The 16,799-nt window shown below is 76.1% G+C and carries 15 protein-coding genes, 1 pseudogene and 1 riboswitch; of the genes and pseudogenes, 9 read left to right on the top strand and 7 right to left on the bottom strand.

The features are described from left to right. Positions 1-188: 188 nt before the first annotated feature. Both EDJALFJO_RS16615 and EDJALFJO_RS16610 read left to right on the top strand, forming a co-directional pair. Positions 189-1,241 (top strand): LacI family DNA-binding transcriptional regulator, encoded by a 1,053-nt coding sequence (locus tag EDJALFJO_RS16615; protein WP_088287233.1) that lies wholly within the window; start codon positions 189-191, stop codon positions 1,239-1,241. Positions 1,242-1,545: 304 nt separating this feature from the next. Further along, positions 1,546-2,439: a D-hexose-6-phosphate mutarotase gene (locus EDJALFJO_RS16610; RefSeq protein ID WP_158220466.1), complete on the top strand. Its 894-nt coding sequence runs from the start codon at positions 1,546-1,548 to the stop codon at positions 2,437-2,439. A 207-nt stretch (positions 2,440-2,646) separates the two neighbouring features. Here EDJALFJO_RS16610 and EDJALFJO_RS16605 read toward each other — a convergent pair whose 3' ends face one another. The 3 genes from EDJALFJO_RS16605 to EDJALFJO_RS16595 all read right to left on the bottom strand — a co-directional run bounded on the left by EDJALFJO_RS16605 (position 2,647) and on the right by EDJALFJO_RS16595 (position 6,029). Continuing rightward, positions 2,647-3,147: a universal stress protein gene (locus EDJALFJO_RS16605; RefSeq protein WP_088287229.1), complete on the bottom strand. Its 501-nt coding sequence runs from the start codon at positions 3,145-3,147 to the stop codon at positions 2,647-2,649. A gap of 110 nt (positions 3,148-3,257) precedes the next feature. Continuing rightward, positions 3,258-5,219: a gamma-glutamyltransferase family protein gene (locus tag EDJALFJO_RS16600; protein ID WP_233149897.1), complete on the bottom strand. Its 1,962-nt coding sequence runs from the start codon at positions 5,217-5,219 to the stop codon at positions 3,258-3,260. A gap of 39 nt (positions 5,220-5,258) precedes the next feature. Beyond that, positions 5,259-6,029 (bottom strand): DsbA family protein, encoded by a 771-nt coding sequence (locus tag EDJALFJO_RS16595; RefSeq protein WP_369812545.1) that lies wholly within the window; start codon positions 6,027-6,029, stop codon positions 5,259-5,261. 55 nt (positions 6,030-6,084) lie between these two features. Here EDJALFJO_RS16595 and EDJALFJO_RS16590 point away from each other — a divergent pair, with 55 nt between their 5' ends. Further along, the gene (locus tag EDJALFJO_RS16590) at positions 6,085-7,164 is read left to right on the top strand and encodes a threonine/serine dehydratase (protein ID WP_198950374.1); all 1,080 of its coding nucleotides are present in this window, start codon (positions 6,085-6,087) and stop codon (positions 7,162-7,164) included. Positions 7,165-7,212: 48 nt separating this feature from the next. On the opposite strand, the gene EDJALFJO_RS16585 is transcribed toward EDJALFJO_RS16590, so the two are convergent. From EDJALFJO_RS16585 to EDJALFJO_RS16575, 3 genes are all read right to left on the bottom strand, one after another. Next, a complete protein-coding gene (locus EDJALFJO_RS16585; RefSeq protein WP_088287223.1) occupies positions 7,213-7,707 on the bottom strand; it encodes an HNH endonuclease in 495 nt (164 codons plus the stop codon). 519 nt (positions 7,708-8,226) lie between these two features. Beyond that, complete coding sequence (locus EDJALFJO_RS16580; RefSeq protein ID WP_088287221.1) at positions 8,227-9,054, bottom strand: C40 family peptidase; 828 nt, start codon at positions 9,052-9,054, stop codon at positions 8,227-8,229. A 3-nt stretch (positions 9,055-9,057) separates the two neighbouring features. Next, a riboswitch (cyclic di-AMP (ydaO/yuaA leader) is annotated at positions 9,058-9,268 on the bottom strand. 155 nt (positions 9,269-9,423) lie between these two features. Next, positions 9,424-10,119, bottom strand: a complete 696-nt coding sequence (locus EDJALFJO_RS16575; RefSeq protein WP_088287219.1) for a metal-dependent transcriptional regulator — start codon at positions 10,117-10,119, stop codon at positions 9,424-9,426. A gap of 232 nt (positions 10,120-10,351) precedes the next feature. On the opposite strand from EDJALFJO_RS16575, the gene EDJALFJO_RS16570 reads away from it, so the two are divergent. Continuing rightward, the gene (locus EDJALFJO_RS16570; protein WP_088287217.1) at positions 10,352-11,803 is read left to right on the top strand and encodes a deoxyribodipyrimidine photo-lyase; all 1,452 of its coding nucleotides are present in this window, start codon (positions 10,352-10,354) and stop codon (positions 11,801-11,803) included. Positions 11,804-11,862: 59 nt separating this feature from the next. Continuing rightward, positions 11,863-12,639, top strand: a complete 777-nt coding sequence (locus EDJALFJO_RS16565; RefSeq protein ID WP_198950373.1) for a hypothetical protein — start codon at positions 11,863-11,865, stop codon at positions 12,637-12,639. 37 nt (positions 12,640-12,676) lie between these two features. Here EDJALFJO_RS16565 and EDJALFJO_RS16560 read toward each other — a convergent pair whose 3' ends face one another. After that, positions 12,677-13,249 (bottom strand): MOSC domain-containing protein, encoded by a 573-nt coding sequence (locus EDJALFJO_RS16560; RefSeq protein WP_088287215.1) that lies wholly within the window; start codon positions 13,247-13,249, stop codon positions 12,677-12,679. 186 nt (positions 13,250-13,435) lie between these two features. Here EDJALFJO_RS16560 and EDJALFJO_RS16555 point away from each other — a divergent pair, with 186 nt between their 5' ends. The 4 genes and pseudogenes from EDJALFJO_RS16555 to EDJALFJO_RS34400 all read left to right on the top strand — a co-directional run. Further along, the gene (locus EDJALFJO_RS16555; RefSeq protein WP_233149895.1) at positions 13,436-14,062 is read left to right on the top strand and encodes a malonic semialdehyde reductase; all 627 of its coding nucleotides are present in this window, start codon (positions 13,436-13,438) and stop codon (positions 14,060-14,062) included. Positions 14,063-14,503: 441 nt separating this feature from the next. Beyond that, positions 14,504-15,025, top strand: a complete 522-nt coding sequence (locus EDJALFJO_RS16550; protein WP_088287213.1) for a SigE family RNA polymerase sigma factor — start codon at positions 14,504-14,506, stop codon at positions 15,023-15,025. Then, positions 15,022-16,344, top strand: coding sequence for a DUF1996 domain-containing protein (locus EDJALFJO_RS16545; protein WP_088287211.1), 1,323 nt, complete (start codon positions 15,022-15,024; stop codon positions 16,342-16,344). The genes EDJALFJO_RS16550 and EDJALFJO_RS16545 overlap by 4 nt, the downstream gene beginning before the upstream one ends. Before the next feature lie 98 nt (positions 16,345-16,442). Further along, a pseudogene (locus EDJALFJO_RS34400) lies at positions 16,443-16,799 on the top strand (hypothetical protein); the annotation flags it as partial.

Raw genomic sequence — 16,799 nt, 5'->3', positions numbered from 1 at the left:
ACATCTCGGACGGTCGTGGCTCGTAATGCCACGCTCAACTGTCGGCACCCGAAAGACTCCGATCGTCATGATCTCGGCGAGTTGGTACCCGGAGGCCGGTCAGAAGGAGCAACATATGCACACGCGTGCTCACAGTGAGTGTCCAGGCCCGGACCTCACCGACCGCGTGATCATGGGGAGGGCCTCCGATGGCCGAGACGACCGGGACCGGCGGGCGCCGGACCGCGCCGGAGCGACGCGCGACGATGCGCGACGTCGCGCGGGCGTCGTCCGTCAGCGTCATGACCGTCTCACGGGTCGTGAACAACAGCCCGAACGTCGACCCGGTGACACGTGAACGCGTGCTCGAGGCCATCACGGCGCTGGGCTTCCGGCCGAACGAGGCCGCCTCGTCGCTGCGCCGCAACGGCGCCACGACGTCGACGATCGGCCTCGTCGTCGACGACGTCGGCAACCCCTTCTGCTCCGCCCTGCACCGCGGCGTCGAGCGGGTCGTGCGCCGCCGGGGGCACATGCTCATCTCCGGCTCCTCGGACCGCCGGGCCGCAGAGGAGCGCAGCCTCATCACGGCCCTGCTGCGCCGTCGCGTCGACGGGCTCGTCGTCATGGGGATCGACCCGGACGAGGCGTACCTCGCCGACGAGATCCGCCGCGGCGTCCCCGCCGTGTTCGCCGACCGTCGCCCGACCGGGGTCGAGGCCGACCTCGTGACGAGCGACAACCTGGCGGCGTCCCGGCTCGCGACGGAGCACCTGCTCGCCCACGGGCACCGCCGGATCGGGCTGCTCCTCAACGTGCCGTCGGTCTCGACGACGAGGGACCGGCTCGAGGGCTACGTCACCGCGGTGACCGCCGCCGGGGCCGACAGCGACGGCGACCTGGTCGTCACCGACCTGCTCTCGCCCCAGGAGGCCGACGCGGCCACCGAACGACTGCTCGGCCTGGAGCGCCCCCCGACCGCGATCTTCGCCGCGCAGAACAGGCTCGCCGTCGGCGCCCTGCGGGCCCTGCACCGGCGCGGCGCGGCCGGCCGGGTCGCCCTCGTCGCCTTCGACGACTTCGAGCTCTCGGACGTCGTCGAGCCCGCCGTCACGGTGATCGCCCAGGACGCCGGGCTCATGGGCGAGACCGCCGCCGAGCTGCTCTTCAGCCGGCGCGAGGGCTATGCCGGGCCGCCCCGCACCGTCGTCGTGCCCGCCGAGCTCATCGTGCGCGGCTCCGGCGAGCTGCGCCCGGTCTGACCCGGCCGGACGGGCAGCGCCGCCCGCACCGTTCCTGCCGACGTGCGGGTCGGCCTCCGGGTCGACCTGCGGGCCGATGGGCGGTCGACATGCAGGTCCTGACCGTTTTGCTATGGTTCTGACAGTCGGGTGCGGCCCGTCCCGTGACCCCTCACGGGACGGCGGGCCGGCCCGACCCGCCGGTCCTCGCCCGCCCCGTCGAAGGACCGGCGCTCCGCCGCCACTGCCCCCCGTCGGCGGCGGACCCCGGGCGGGGACGGCCGCGCACGCCGCGGCGCCCCGCCCGTCGGGCATGCTGGGCCGCATGGACGAGGCCACCGCACCAGACTCCCCCGCGCCGTCGGCGCCGACGGCCCCGACCGCAGCGGCAGCGCCCTCCGACCCGTGCGCCCGGGTGACCCGGACCGCGACGGACGGGGCGCAGGTCGTCGTCTGCGCCCACGGCGGGCAGGTGCTCGGCTGGACCCCGGCGGGCGGCGGACCGGACCGGCTCTGGACGAGCCCGCTGGCCCGGTGCGGACCCGGCGAGGCGATCCGGGGCGGCGTCCCGGTGTGCTTCCCGCAGTTCTCCCGACGCGGCCCGCTGCCCGCCCACGGCGTCGTGCGGGACCGGGCCTGGCGGCTCGACGCGGGGCTCGCCCGGACCGCCGCCGCCCGGGTCGTCGCCGAGGTCGGGGACGACCCGGCCACCCGGGCGATCTGGCCGCACGGCCTCCGGGTGACGGTCACGGCCCAGGCGTTCGGCCGCGCGCTCGACCTGTCGCTCGCGGTCGAGAACACCGGGGACGACGACTGGACGTTCATGGCCGCACTGCACGCCTACCTCGCGGTGAGCGACGCCGGCCGGGCGACGGTCGAGGGGCTCGGCGGCCTGTCCGCGGAGGACAACGCGGCCGGCGGCGCCGCCGTGACGCTCCCCGCGGGACCGCTGCCCGCGGCCGGGCCCCGGGACGTCGCCGTCCGCGGCGTCGAGGGGCCGGTCGTGCTCGACGACCCCGCCCACGGCCGCCTCACCGTCACGGCCGAGGGCTTCGGCGACCGGGTGCTGTGGAACCCCGGGCCGGCGCACACCCTGGCGGACGTCCCGCCCGGCGGCGAGAACGGCTTCGTGTGCATCGAGCCCGCCGCGCTCGACCCGGTCCGGCTGGCCCCCGGGGAACGCTGGCGGGGTGTGCTCCACCTCGTCGCGGAGGGCTGACCGGCAGGTCGGCCCGTCGACGCGAACGGCCCCCAAAAGTCTGGCGCACCGGCGCATGCAGCGCCGGTGCGTCAGTGACTTAACCACATGGTCGCCGTACTGCAAAGTCCCGTGACTCTCAGTCAACCCGCTCCGCCATCGGTGCAGGTCACGAGGAGGTCACGGTCACTCTCGGCTCATGTCGTCCGGGGCCGTCCGAGTGACCGGTCAGCCCGGGCTCAGGGCGACGTCCTCGGACCTGCTCTCGTGGGCGTGCACCGGCGGCATGACGACGACGGGGCACTCGGAGTGCTTGATGACGGACTGGCTCACCGAACCCAGCAACGCCGACCGGACCGGGCCGCGGCCGTGCGTGCCGACGACGACGAGGTCGGCGTGCCGGGACGCCTCGACGAGCGCCTCGGCGGCGGTCGCGCGGACCACCTCACGGGCGACGACGGGCGGCTCGGCCATCACGTCGACGACCTCGCTGACGGCCTTGCTCTGGGTCTCCTCGGCGATCTCCATGAGCGTGCCGGGGTCGACCGCCGCGAGCGGCGCCCCCTCGGCGGCGTCCCACGTCCAGGCCGTGACGACCTGGAGCGTGGCGCCGCGGCGGACCGCCTCCTGGGCGGCCCAGGCGAGGGCGCGGCGGCTGCTCTCGGTGTCGTCGACCCCGACGACGACGATGGAGGTCGTGACCGGTCGGACGGGCGCGTTCTCGGACATCGGGTCCTCCCCGCGGCGCGGGACTGGGACTGCGCCGCTGGGATCCACGGTGCTCCTGCGCCGTGGGGGCGCGCTGGGACGTAGGGCACAGAGCCGCTGCGACGCAGGCGCTACCGGCCGACGGCGTAGCCCTGCGCGCCGCGCGCGTTCGCCGCGGCCCGCAGCCAGCCGCCCCACGGCCGGTCGTCGGCGACGGCGCTGAGCCGCCCGAGCGACCAGCCGTCGACGGTCTCGACGTCGTGCCCGCGGGCCGCGAGGTCGTGCAGGACGGCGGCCGGCCACCGGTCCTCGACGACGAGCCGGTTCGGGACCGCCCGGCGCGGCGCGAACGAGGACGGCATGTGGTCGCTGTGGAGCATCGGGGCGTCGATCGCCGCCTGCAGCGCGAGGCCGTCCCCGCGGCGCAGCCCGGCGAGCACCCGCAGGAGCAGGAGCAGGCTCCACTGGTCCTGCTGGTCGCCGCCGGGGGTGCCGTAGGCCAGCCAGGGCCGGCCGTCCCGCAGGGCCAGGGACGGCGTGAGCGTCGTCCGGGGCCGGGCGCCGGGCCGCAGGCTCGACGGCAGCCCGGGGGCGAGCCGGAACATCTGGGCCCGCGTCCCGAGCGGGAAGCCCAGGGCCGGGACGACGGGCGAGGACATGAGCCACGCGCCGCTGGGGGTCGCCGACACCATGAGCCCGCGGGCGTCGACGACGTCGAGGTGGCAGGTGTCGCCGCGGCCGGCCCGGCGCTGCGCGGCCGAGACGGTCGGCTCGCCCTCGCCGGGTGCGGCGGCGCGCGGCAGGGCGAGACCGTCGAGGTCGTCGTCCGCCCCTGCCACGGCGTCCGGCGCGCCGGGAGGGCCGTCCGGGTGCCGCGGGACGCCGCCGGTGTCGAAGTCGGCGAGCGGCGGGAGCACGGGCGTCCGACCGCCCGGGGCGCCCGGACGCAGCCGCGGGTCAGCGGTCGCCCGCGAGACGAGCGCGGCCCGCCCGGCGTTGTACGCGTGCGACAGCAGGTCGGCGAGCAGCGCCGTGGCCCGGGGGCCGCCGGCGGCGTCCTCGGGCCCGGCACCGTCGCCGTACCAGGCCTCGCGGTCGGCGAAGGCGAGCTTGGCGACCTCGGTGAGCGTGTGGACCCACTGCGGGTCGTCGAGGTCGAGCGGGTCCTCGTCGGCCCCCAGCGCGCGCAGCAGGGCGAGCTGCTGGAGGTGGACCGGGCCCTGCGACCACAGGCCCGGCTTGAGCACCTCGACGGCGTCGCCGGGACCGCACGCGAACCGGGCCGGCTCCTCGACGCCCGGCTGCCAGCCGGCGAGGTCGTCGGCGCGCAGCAGGCCGCCGTGCACCCGGCCCGAGGAGTCCTTCCAGGCCGTCGTCGCGGCGAAGTCGTCGACCGCCTCGGCGACGAACCCGCGATACCAGGCGTCCCGGGCCGCGGCGAGCTGGGCGGCCCGGTCGGCCCCGGCCGCCTCGGCCTCCGCGAGCACGCGCTCGTAGACGTCCGCGAGGACCGTCATCCGCAGCCGGGCCCACGGCTCCGGGGCGCGGCCGCCCGGCAGGTAGAGCGCGGCGGACGTCGGCCAGTCGTCGGTGAAGACGCCCGCCATCGCCGCGACGATCTCGGCCACCCGGGGCAGCACGGGCGCGCCGTCCCGCGCGTAGCCGATGGCCGGCTCGAGGACGGCGCGCAGCCCCCAGGTGCCGTGCCGCTCGAGCAGCACCGTCCAGGCGCCGAACGCGCCCGGCACGGTCGCCGCGAGCAGGCCGGTGCCGGGGACGGCGTCGAGCCCGAGCCCGGCGAACACCTCGGGCGTCGCCGCGGCCGGGGCGGTGCCCTGGCCGCAGATCGACTCGGCGGTCCCGTCCGGGGTCGCGACGAGGATCGGCACCTCGCCGCCCGGGCCGTTGAGGTGCGGCTCGACGACCTGGAGGACGAACCCCGCCGCCACGGCGGCGTCCGCGGCGTTGCCGCCGCGTTCCAGGACGGACATCCCGACCTGGGAGGCCAGCCAGTGCGTGCTGGCGACCATGCCGAGGTCGCCGGCGAGCTCGGGGCGGGTCGTCGGCAGGCTCGGGCGTTCCGGGGTGCTCATCCGCCCAGCCTGCCGGACCCGGCCCGCGCCGTCAGCGGGTCAGCAGCCGTCCGGTCCGCACACCTCGCCCTGCGCGCCGGCCGTGCCGACGGCCCCCGCGAGGATCGTCACCGGGGCGTGGTCGGCCCAGGCCTTGGCGAGGACGTCCGCGAAGACCTCGGCCGGCTGGGCGCCGGAGACGCCGTACTTGCGGTCGAGCACGAAGAACGGGACGCCGTTCGCGCCGAACGCCTGGGCCTGCGCCTGGTCGGCGCGGACGGCGTCGCGGTGGGCGTCGGAGGCGAGCACCTCACGGGCGAGGTCCTCCGGCAGGCCCGCCTCCGCGGCGAGCCGCACGAGGGTCGCCGGGTCGCCGACGTCCTCCTTCTGCGTGAAGTACGCCGCGAGCAGGCGCTCCTTGACCGCACCCTGGAGCGCGGGCCCGCCGTGCTCGAGGGCCGCGTGGATCAGCCGGTGCGCGTCGAGCGTGTTCGTGAACCGGGACTCGCTCTGGTCGTAGTGCAGCCCCTCGCCCGCTGCGACGGCGTCGACCTGGGCCATCATCTGCTCGGCCTGCGCGGTGCCGCCGCCGTACTTGGCGCCGAGGTACTCGGCGACCCGCGGGGCGGGGCGACCGGGGTCGTGCGCCGGTGCCGTCGGGTCGAGCTGGAAGGAGCGCCAGACGACCTCGACCCGGTCGGCCTCCGGGAACGCGGCGAGCGCGGACTCGAAGCGGCGCTTGCCGATGTAGCACCACGGGCACACGACGTCGGACCAGATCTCGACGCGCATCGGGGCCTGCGCGGACGGTTGAGGATTCACGGACTCCATGATGGCGACAACCCGGCCGACCGATCACCGATTCCCCGTGCCAGACTCACGCACCGTGAGCCAGACCTCGGACGCCGTCCGCTCCGTCCGCGTGCCGACGGCCCTCGACCTCGACGCCGCCTGGGCCGTGCTCCGCCGCCGGCTCACCCCGACGCCCCTGCTGCCGACCACGGTCCACGTGCCGCGGCTCGGCGCGGTGCCGGTGCTGCTCAAGCTCGAGACGATGCAGCCGACCGGCTCGTTCAAGGTCCGCGGGGCGCTGTCGGCACTGAGCCGGCTGCCCGAGGGCGAGCGGGCGGTGACCGCGAGCGCGGGCAACCACGGCCTCGGCACGGCCTGGGCGGCCGGCGTCACCGGCGCGGACGCCACGGTCGTCGTCTCCCGGTCGGCGTCGCCGGCCAAGGTCGCGGCGCTGCAGAAGTTCCCCGTCGAGCTCGTCCAGCAGGGCGACAGCTACGACGAGGCGGAGGCGCACGCGCTGTGGCTGGCCCGCGGGCACGGCCGCCGGTTCGTGTCGGCGTACAACGACCCGGACGTCATCGCCGGCCAGGCGTCGATCGGCTTCGAGCTGGACGCCCAGCTCGCCGGGGACGCGGGGACGGCGGACGGCGCGGCCGCGGCGGCGACGTCCGGGCCGTCGGCGAACCGGGCACCGCTCACCCTCGTCACCCCGGTCGGCGGCGGCGGGCTCGCCGCCGGGCTGGCCCTGTGGGGCCGGGAGCGGGCCCGGCGCCCGGTGCGGCTCGTCGGCGTCGAGGCGAGCGCGTCGAGCCCGGTCGCGGCGGCGTTGCAGGCCGGGGTCATCGACCCGGTCCAGGTCGACGACACGCTCGCCGACGGCCTCGCCGGCAACCTCGAGCCGGGCGCGGTCACGCCGTGGCTCATCGGCACCGACACCACCCTGGCCGGGGTCACCGAGGACGAGATCGTCGCCGCGATGCGCTGGCTGTTCTCCGCGCACGGGCTCGTCGTCGAGGGCTCGGCGGCGGTCGGCCTCGCGGCGCTGCTCGCCGGCAAGGTCCCCGCGCACGCGCTCGAGGGCGTCATCGACGGCAACCCGCTCGTCATCCTGCTCACCGGGCGCAACATCACCCGGGAGAAGTACGCGCACGTGCTCGGCGCCGTCCGGCCCTGAGCGGGCGGACGGCGCCGGGCACGGCACGAGGGGCTGACCTCGCCGGGCCTACGCGGCCTCGCCGAGGTAGGCCTCCCAGAGCGGGTCCCGCACGTCGGCCCCGCGGACGACCCAGGCCGGGCCGCGCGGCACGTACGGGTGGACGCGCAGCGTCCAGCCCTTCTCCTCCGGGGTGCGGTTGCCCTTGAGGTTGTTGCAGCGCACGCAGCACGCGACGAGGTTCTCCCACGAGTCGGCGCCGCCCCGGCTGCGCGGCAGCACGTGGTCGACGGTCGACGCGTGCCCGCCGCAGTACGCGCAGCGGTGCGCGTCCCGCCGCAGGACGCCCCGACGGCTCACGGGGACGGCCCGGCCGTGCGGTGCGCGCACGTAGCGGCCGAGGAGGATGACGGACGGCCGGGGCAGGGTCATCGTCCCCCCGACGACGGGGGACCCGCCGTCCGCGACGACGGTGGCCTTGCCCGCGAGCACCAGGACGATGGCCCGACGGAACGACACGACGGCGAGTGGCTCGTACCCCGCGTTGAGCACCAGGGTCCGCATGCCGTCACCTCCCTTCCTTCGTCGACGTCACCTGGCTGGTGGCGTCAGGACGCACTACGGCGGTGGGGCGAGCCCACCGGAGGTACCCGAGCGACGGACCGGACCCAGGACGACAGAAGGCGCCGCCCCTGACGGGACGACGCCTCGAACGCACGCAGCGGCGTATGGCCGCACCGCACTGGAAAGTGCGGCGGCCGCGCTTCGTACCGCGTCGTGCACGAGCCCTCCTGGAACCGGTCTCATCGAGTGCCTCTGGTCCGAAGAGTAGAGAACGGCAGGGGGTGCAGCACATGGTTTAGGCGGTGAGACTTTGGTTACGACCCTGTGACGGGGACCGCCCGGACATGCCGACGGCCCGGCCGGGGGGCGCCGGCCGGGCCGTCGGGAGCGGTCCACCCGTGGGGGCGTCGGGCCGTGGGGCGTACGGACCGAACCGGGCAGGACCGCCGTCGGACCACCCGCGAGGGGCGGTCCGCAGACGTGGTGCGTGGTGCGTGTGGAGCGGGTGGTGCGTCCGGGTCAGGGGCGCCCGAACGCGATGTTGCTCGACCAGATCTCGCGCTCCTGCGTCGACTTGCCGGAGCGCGGGGAGTCGATCATCCGGTTGCCGCCGGTGAAGATCCCGACGTGGGTCACGCGGCCGCCCGAGAAGATGAACACCAGGTCGCCGGGGCGGGCCTGGCTGCGGCTGAGGTGCGTCACCGCCGCGTACTGGGCGCCGGACGTGCGCGGCAGGCTGATGCCGGCCTTGCCGTAGACGTACTTCGAGAAGCCGGAGCAGTCGAAGCCGGCGGTCGTCGTACCGCCGTAGACGTACGGGATGCCGAGCAGGCTGCGCGCGATCGACACGATCGAGCTGGTGTCGACCGAGCGGCCCGGCGAGCTCGCCTTCTTCGTCGAGGACTTCACCGCGGAGGTCTTCCTGACCGGTGCGGCCGCCCGGACGGCCGACCGGGAGGCCCGCTCGACGACGCGTGCCTTGGGCTTGGGCGCGGCCTTCTTCACGGTGAGGGTGCTGCGCTCGAACGAGACGTTCGCGGTGCTCGGCGCGGTGACCGCGGCCCCGCTGACGACCGAGGCGGGCAGCGCCACGGCGGCCGCGGTGACGACCGACGGGCGGGACAGGGAGACGCCGTTCTCCGGAGCGGTCTTCGTGACGGCGCTCGCGGGCATGCCCATCGTGGCGACGAGACCGGTGGAGACGGCGAGGACGGCACCGCTGCGACCGACGGACCCGAGCTGGTCGCCGACCGCGCTGAGCTGGCCGGTCAGGGTGTCGGTGAGACTGTCGAACGGGGTGAGCGGACGGGCAGGCGCGCGGTGACGCGCCGAACTGCGTTCGGACACAGTGGAACCTCTCCGGACGCCTTCGAGGTGAGCTGTCGGGTTCGGGTTGGAGAAGTCACCCGGCCCTGGCGCGCGGCCCTTGTGGGACCTCGCACCGAGGGCTTCACCCCAAGGCGCTCCGGTGGTTCTGCCCGGCGGCTGGTTCGCCGTCCGGTCCGGAGTGCCGAAAGTGGGTCCCCCGCCTCTGCCATGCGGTGTTCGGTTCTCCGGACGGTGGCAGAGCTCGGCGTCCGACCCGGAGACCCCCCAGGGGTGGGAGGCGTGCCGAAACTACCCCGCGGGATCCGCGGATGTCACGTCACGGTCACGGCCGTGTCGGGTGTCACGATAAGCGACTCATAAATCATCACCAAGCGTGACCATTGCAGGTCAGGCAGTGGCCACGAAGACGTGGGCGGCCACGCTCGGTAGGAGGTCGAGGACGCCGTCCGGCGCTTCGACACGCAACGTGTCCCGGGTGCGACACGCCGAGACACGCACACCGGGACGCAGCCCGGCCTCGGCGAGCCTGGCCATGAGCTCGGTGTCGGTCTGGAGTGGTTCACCCAGACGGCGGACGACGAGGTCCCGAGGGGTCGTCGACCCCTCGAGGACGGTCGTCAGCGCCTCGACCCCGGTGCGGAAGTCCGCGGGGGCCACGGAGGTGCCGCCGAGCTCGTCGAGGCCCGGGATCGGGTTGCCGTACGGGGACTCGCGCGGGTCGACGAGGATCCCGAGGAGCTTGCGCTCGACCCGGTCGCTCATGACGTGCTCCCAGCGGCAGGCCTCGTCGTGGACGTACTGCCACTCCAGGCCGATGACGTCGAGGAGGAGCCGCTCCGCGAGCCGGTGCTTGCGCATGACCCGGGTCGCCTTGAGCCGGCCGGAGTCGGTGAGCTCGAGATGCCGGTCGCCGGACACGAGCAGCAGCCCGTCCCGCTCCATCCGCGCGACGGTCTGGGAGACGGTCGGGCCGGAGTGGCCGATCCGCTCGGCGATGCGCGCGCGCAGCGGGACGATCCCCTCCTCCTCGAGCTCGAAGATCGTCCGCAGGTACATCTCGGTGGTGTCGATGAGGTCGGTCACCGGACCTCGGCCTCCTGTCGTCGGCGTGCTCGTCGCGCGCCTCGCGGGTCCCCGTCGCACGGGCGGGCGCGTGCGGCAGCTGCATTCTCCCCCGTGACGGCCCCTCCTGGTGACGACCTGGGCCGCCGGCGTCGTGCCGCCTGCGCGCCGCACCGGTCCGCAGCACAACACCCCGCCGGCCGGTCCTCTTCCGGCGGGCGCCCCCGGGCCGGCGCGGCTAGCGTCGTCCGACGTGGTGACGAGCGTTCTGTGGTTCCGGCGGGACCTGCGGCTGGCCGACCATCCGGCCCTCCTCGCGGCGCACACCGCGGCCGGGGAGAACGGCGGGGGCCGGTCGGGCGTCGTCCCGCTCTTCGTCCTCGACCCGGCGCTGTGGGAGCCGGCCGGCCCTCCCCGGCGGGCCTGGCTCGTGCGCTCCCTGCGGGCCCTGGACGCCTCGCTCGGCGGCACGGCCCGGCGGCCCGTCCTCGTCGTCCGGCACGGCGACCCGGCGGACGCCGTCCCGGCCCTGGCGCGCGAGGTCGGCGCGGCGTCGGTGCACGTCACCGCGGACGCCGGCCCGTACGGCCGACGCCGGGACGACGCGGTGGCGGCGGCGCTCGCGGCCGCCGGCGGCCGGCTCGTGCGCACCGGGACGCCCTACGCCGTCGGCCCGGGCACGGTGACGAACGGCTCCGGCGACCCGTACAAGGTCTTCACCCCCTTCTTCAAGGCGTGGGCGCGGCACGGTTGGCCGGCGCCCGCGGCGTCGCCGCCGAAGGACGTCGAGTGGCACGGCGCCGCCGCCCGCCCGACGTCCGGGAGCGCACCGGCGACCGACCCGCTGCCCGAGGAGCCCGACCTCGAGGGCCTCGAGGTGCCCGAGGTCGGCGAGCAGGCGGCACTGACCCGGTGGCACGCCTTCCTCGCGGGGGAGGTCGACGGCGGCGGGGTCACCGAGTACGCCGACCGCCGCGACACCCCCGGCGTCGACGGGACGACGGCGATGTCCGCCCACCTGAAGTACGGCGAGATCCACCCGCGGACGATGCTCGCCGACCTCTCGCACCGCCGCGGCGCGGGCGCCGACACGCTGCGCAGCGAGCTCGGCTGGCGGGAGTTCTACGCCGACGTCCTGTGGCACCGCCCGGCGACGGCCCGCGAGTACCTGCGCCCCGAGTACGCCGGCATGCGGTACGCCGACCCCGCCCGGTCGAGGACCGCCCGCGAGCATCTCGAGGCGTGGCAGGAGGGCCGCACCGGGTACCCGTTCGTCGACGCCGGGATGCGCCAGCTGCGGGCCACGGGCTGGGTGCACAACCGGGTCCGGATGGTCGTCGCGAGCTTCCTCGTCAAGGACCTGCACGTCGAGTGGCAGCACGGTGCCCGCTGGTTCATGCGCTGGCTGCGGGACGGCGACCTCGCGAGCAACCAGCACGGCTGGCAGTGGGTCGCCGGCTCGGGCACGGACGCCGCCCCGTACTTCCGGGTCTTCAACCCGGTCTCCCAGGGCGAGAAGTTCGACCCGGACGGCGTGTACGTGCGCCGGTACGTCCCCGAGCTCGCGCACCTGGCCGGCAAGGCCGCGCACGCGCCGTGGGACGTCCTCGACGGCTACGCGCACGGCTACCCGGAGCGGATCGTCGACCACGCCGCCGAGCGGGTCGAGGCGCTCGCCCGGTACGCGGAGGTCCGCGGCGGCTGACCGGCGGCCGGGCGGACCGGGCGTCGCGCCCGCCCCGGCGGGCTGGCAGCATCACGCCCGTGCCGACGACGACGCTCGTGATCCCTGCCCGCTTCAGCGGCCCGCCCGGCTCCGGCAACGGCGGCTGGGTCGCCGGGGCGCTCGCGGCGCACGTGCCCGGCGCGCTCTCGGGGCGTGCGGTCGCCGTCCGGCTCTCGGCGCCGCCGCCGCTCGAGACCGTGCTGGACGTCGTCCCGCTCGACGGCGCGGACCCGGCGTCCGGCGTCCGGCTGCTGCACGGGGAGGTCCTCGCCGCGACGGCAGCCCCGGCCGGCCTGCCGCCCGCCGGGTTCCCCGACCCGGACGACGCCCCCGACACCTTCGTGCCCGTCGACGTCGCGCGGGCCGCTGCCGCGGGCTATCCCGGCCCCGGCGAGCACCCGTTCCCGACGTGCTTCACGTGCTCCCCGGACCACCCGACGGGCCTGCGGCTGACCCCGGCCCGACCGGCCGGCGGCGCCCCGGGGACGACGGCCACGCCGTGGGTGCCCGACGCGTCGTCCGACGCCGGCGACGGCCGGGCCGACCTCGCCACCGTCTGGGCGGCGCTCGACTGCCCCGGGATCTGGACCCTCGACCTCGCCGGCCGGGTCTTCCTCCTCGGCACGATGACCGCGGCCGTGGTCCGCCGGCCCGGGGTCGGCGAGCAGTGCGTCGTCGCCGGGACGGTGCGCGCCGAACGGGCCCGCACGACGCTCACGACGACGACGCTCTTCGCCGCGGACGGCGAGCCGCTCGCGCGCACCGCGCAGGTCTGGGTCGAGGTCGACCTGGCGCGGATCGCACCGGCGGGCTGAGCACGCCCGCGCCGGCGCCGTCCGTCGGCGCAGTGCGTCAGAGGACGGCGACCTGGTCCCCCGGGCGGACCTCGCCCGCCTCGACGACCCGCGCGTAGACGCCGCGCAGCCGCAGCGCGCGGCCCTCGTCGGACCACACGAGCTTGTGCGCGTCGCGGCCGAACCGGGCGGCGAACTTCGCGCAGCCGGTGTGCGGCTGGTCGGTGATCTCGACGACCGCCGTCCCCACGCGCAGCCGGGTGCCGACGGGCAGTGCCTCCTCGGAGAGGTCGAGGTCGACGTAGACCTGGTCGCCGGCGAGCGCCCAGCGGTCGCGGGACCCGGCGACGAGGTCGACGAACCGTGAGCTCATGAGCGTGAGCTGGCGGCCGGGGTGCGCCGACCCGTCCGAGGTCGCCGTGCTCGGGAGGTCGGCCCAGTCGTCGCCGACGAGGCCGGCGCCGGGGTCGAGGACGCCGACGGCGAGCTCCTCGCGGGCGTCGACGGCCGGGCGGCGGACGACGAGCTCCACGGTGCCGCTGCCGCGCGGTGCCGTGAGCACGCCGGGCAGGGCCGCGGCGAGCTCGGCGGCGGTGAGGTGACGGACGGCGGGCTCCGCGATCTCGGTCATGACGCGAGTGTGGGTCGGGAGGCCGGTCGTCGTCCACAGAGATCGACCGGCGGACAGCAGGGGTGACGGGCGCCACACATTTCAATGGAAGAAGATTCAATAGTTGAACCTTCTAGTAACTGATCCGGCCCGGCAGCGCCGACGGGCCGTCGCAGGACATCCCGTTCCCGTGGAAGGACCACCACCGTGACCGTCACCGACACCCCCGCCACCGCGCTCCACGAGGTGCTCGAGCTGGGCAAGGACGCGCAGGACCTGCTCTTCCGCTCGGCGCGCACCGCGAACACGTTCACCGACGAGCCCGTCACCGACGAGCAGGTCCGGGCGATCTACGACCTCGTCCAGTGGGCGCCGACGAGCATGAACACCCAGCCGATGCGGGTCACGCTCGTCCGCTCGCCCGAGGCCCGAGAGCGCCTCGTGCAGCACATGGCGCCGGGCAACCAGGCGAAGACGGCCGCCGCGCCGCTCGTCGCCGTCGTCACCGCGGACCGCGAGTTCCACGAGACCCTCCCCGAGGTCTTCCCGCACGCGCCGAACGCCAAGGACATGTTCGCCGACCCCGACGGCCGCGCCGCGTTCTCGAAGTTCAACGCCTCGATCCAGCTCGGCTACCTGATCCTCGGGATCCGCGCCGCGGGGCTGGCCGCCGGCCCCATGACGGGCCTGGACGCCGCCGGGGTCGAGCAGGAGTTCTTCCCCGAGGGCGACCGGCAGGTCGTCGCCGTCGTGAACATCGGCCGCCCCGGCCCGGACGCGTGGTTCCCGCGCAGCCCGCGGCTGCCTTTCGAGCGCGTCGTCACCGAGGCCTGATCGGCCCTGGTCCGGCCATCGTGTTCTCTCCCAGCGGATCGCCGGGTATTCGCGTTGCCATCGCCGCGAGCGCGTCGTAGGTTCGCCGTACACGGGAAGGGAGGTGGTCCGGAGTTGGATATCAACAGGACGCGTGAGGTGGCTGCCCGCTAGCCGCTGTCAGACGGACGGACTGCCCCACCCGGAGCCGGTCGATGCGTCGACCGTCCCCCACGGGGCATTCGCCGGGCCTTCAGCGGCCGGCGAGTACCAGGCAGTCACCGCAGCCCGCAGGAGCCGTGCATCGTCCAGCACGGCAGCCTCCACCCGGAGGCAGCCTGCGGGCTGTTGCCTGTCCTGGAACGGTGACCGCGCGGTGACCGGACCGCGCCACGCTGGACCCGCCCCACCTCGGCTGTTTACCTTTCGGCACCGCCGGAACGCTGAGACGGCGGAGAGCCGATGCGACGACACGACCCACCCGACGGCTTCGCGGAGTTCGTCACCGCGCGGTCCGGCGCGCTCCTGCGCGCCGCCTGGGCGCTCACGGGTGACCGGACGTCGGCGGAGGACCTCCTGCAGACCGCGCTGGCCGAGGTCTGGCCCAAGTGGGCCAGGATCTCCGCCGGCCAGAGCCCGGAGGCGTACGTGCGACGAGTGCTCGTGTCGACGTTCCTGTCCGGACGGCGGCGCCGCTGGCGGGGCGAGGTCCCGTCGGCGCAGGTCCCGGAGACCGCCGAGGACACCGACCTGGCCGGCCGTTCGGCCGCGCGGGACGCCGTCCACCGGGCGCTGCTGCGCCTCTCGCCGCAGCAGCGCTCCGTCGTCGTGCTCCGCTACCTCGAGGACCTCTCGATCGACGAGACCGCGCGCACCCTCGGCTGCTCGACCGCCACGGTCAAGGTGCAGGCCGGGCGCGCGCTCGCGACGCTGCGGTCGGACCCGCACCTCGGCCCGGCCCCGATCGGCCGGTGGGACGTATGACCGCCTCCGACCGGCCGGCCGGTCCCGGCGGGGCGGACGGCGACGACGGCCTGCGCGACCTGCTCCGGTCCGCCTATCCCGACCTGCCCGGACCCGCCGACCGGCTCGAGCGGGTGGGTCGCCTCGTCCGGCGCCGCCGACGGACCCGGGCGGCCGCTGCCGCAGGCACGCTCCTCGTCGCCGCCGCGCTCGCGGCCGTGGCGCTGCCCGGCGGGCCGCGCGGCGGGCTCGGCGTCGTCGTCCAGCCGCCCGCGGGCAGCAGCGCCCCGACTCCCCCGCCGGTCCCGTCCGGCCCGGCGCCCTCCGCCGGAACCACGCGGGGGACGGTGACCGCGGCGCTCCCGCCCGCGGCGAGCACCGGTCCCGGCACCGGTCCGGGGACGACGCCCGGCCCGGCCGCGAGCGCCGCGGCCGGCCCCCCGCCAGGTGTCCCGTTCGTCCCCGGGCTGGTCCCGGCAGGCTCGCCGGGCAGCGGGCTCCGGCGCGTCGTCCCGACGGACCAGCAGCCGACGGCCGGTGACGGGACCGGCATCTTCCGCACGGTATGCGCCTACTCCCACATGAACACCGACGACGTGCTCGCCGGGCCGGGGCGCGGCGCGGGGGCGGTGCCGCTGCGCACCTACTGGGGCAACACGTCCGCCCGCGCCGGGGAGACCGGGCCCTGGACGGCGACCGGCCGGTCGACGTGCCGCGGCGGGACCGTCGACCGCTCGGTCTACTGGGTGCCCTCGCTCGTCGACACCTCCACCGGGGCCCCCGTCGCCCCGCAGGTCGTGCACGTCTACCTGTCCACCGGGTACGGCGGGGTCCGCCCCGGGGAGGTCCGGGGACTGCCGCCCGGGCTGCGGATGGCCGCCGGGGACCCGGGCGCGACCGGTGCACAGCAGCACGCGTGGTGGACCTGCTGGGGCGGCGACGGCCGCCGCTCGGCGTCCCCGGTGTCGTGCGGCGACGCTCCCGTGGAGCTCGTCGTGCAGTTCCCGCAGTGCTGGGACGGCGTCCGGAACGACAGCCCGGGGCACCGCGCCCACCTCGGCTACGCGACCGGGACCGGTTGCCCCGCAACCCGTCCGGTGGCGCTGCCGGAGCTGAGCTACCACGTCCTGTACCCGCCGACCGGGCCCGACGGCGTCCGCCGGTGGCGGCTCAGCACCGACGTCCCGGGGCGCCCCGCCGGGACGTCGGCGCAGGCCGGCTGGGCGAACGGCTGGGACCCCGGCATCGCCGCCGCCTGGACCGAGCACTGCCTGCGCGCCGCCGTGTCCTGCGGCTCCCACCTGCTCGGCGACGGCAGGGCGCTCGAGGGCGACGTCTGAGCCTGCGGCACTGCCCTGTCCGTACCCCGCGCCCGCACGACCGACCCAGCACCCCCGTACGACCCCGCCTGCCCACCTGCCCGAACCGGAGGAGTCCTGTGCCCAGAACCACCGGCGGCCGCCCGCGCCGCCGTCCGAAGCACCTGTCCCGCACCGCCGCGCTCGCCGTCGGCTCCCTCGCGCTCCTCGTGGCGCTGCCCGTCGGCGCGGGCGTCGCGACCGGGGCCGTGCCGACCGGGTGGCTGCGCGCCACGCCGTCCGCCGGGACGTCCGACCCCGCGTCTGCCACGCCGGCCGCCGTGCTGCGGGACGCGCCCTGGCACCACCGCAGGCGTCACCCGCGGCCCCGGCCGCCCGTGGTGACACCGACGCCCCTCCCACCGGTCCCCGGGACGCCCTCGGCCCCGCCGACCGGCCCGACGACCGGCACCCCGGGCGCGACCCCGACCCCCGCA

Origin of the sequence: Kineosporia sp. A_224, assembly GCF_002198655.1 — a bacterium.
Classification (GTDB): Bacteria; Actinomycetota; Actinomycetes; order Actinomycetales; family Kineosporiaceae; genus R-H-3.
Note: the sequence above shows the minus strand (reverse complement) of the source record. Positions and strands in the feature narration are given on the sequence as shown.

Coding starts and splice junctions, on each gene's coding strand:
- EDJALFJO_RS16615 (WP_088287233.1), top strand. CDS start 189: ATGGCCGAGACGACCGGGACCGGCGGGCGCCGGACCGCGCCGGAGCGA.
- EDJALFJO_RS16610 (WP_158220466.1), top strand. CDS start 1,546: ATGGACGAGGCCACCGCACCAGACTCCCCCGCGCCGTCGGCGCCGACG.
- EDJALFJO_RS16605 (WP_088287229.1), bottom strand. CDS start 3,147: ATGTCCGAGAACGCGCCCGTCCGACCGGTCACGACCTCCATCGTCGTC.
- EDJALFJO_RS16600 (WP_233149897.1), bottom strand. CDS start 5,219: ATGAGCACCCCGGAACGCCCGAGCCTGCCGACGACCCGCCCCGAGCTC.
- EDJALFJO_RS16595 (WP_369812545.1), bottom strand. CDS start 6,029: ATGGAGTCCGTGAATCCTCAACCGTCCGCGCAGGCCCCGATGCGCGTC.
- EDJALFJO_RS16585 (WP_088287223.1), bottom strand. CDS start 7,707: ATGCGGACCCTGGTGCTCAACGCGGGGTACGAGCCACTCGCCGTCGTG.
- EDJALFJO_RS16560 (WP_088287215.1), bottom strand. CDS start 13,249: ATGACCGAGATCGCGGAGCCCGCCGTCCGTCACCTCACCGCCGCCGAG.
- EDJALFJO_RS16550 (WP_088287213.1), top strand. CDS start 14,504: ATGCGACGACACGACCCACCCGACGGCTTCGCGGAGTTCGTCACCGCG.
- EDJALFJO_RS16545 (WP_088287211.1), top strand. CDS start 15,022: ATGACCGCCTCCGACCGGCCGGCCGGTCCCGGCGGGGCGGACGGCGAC.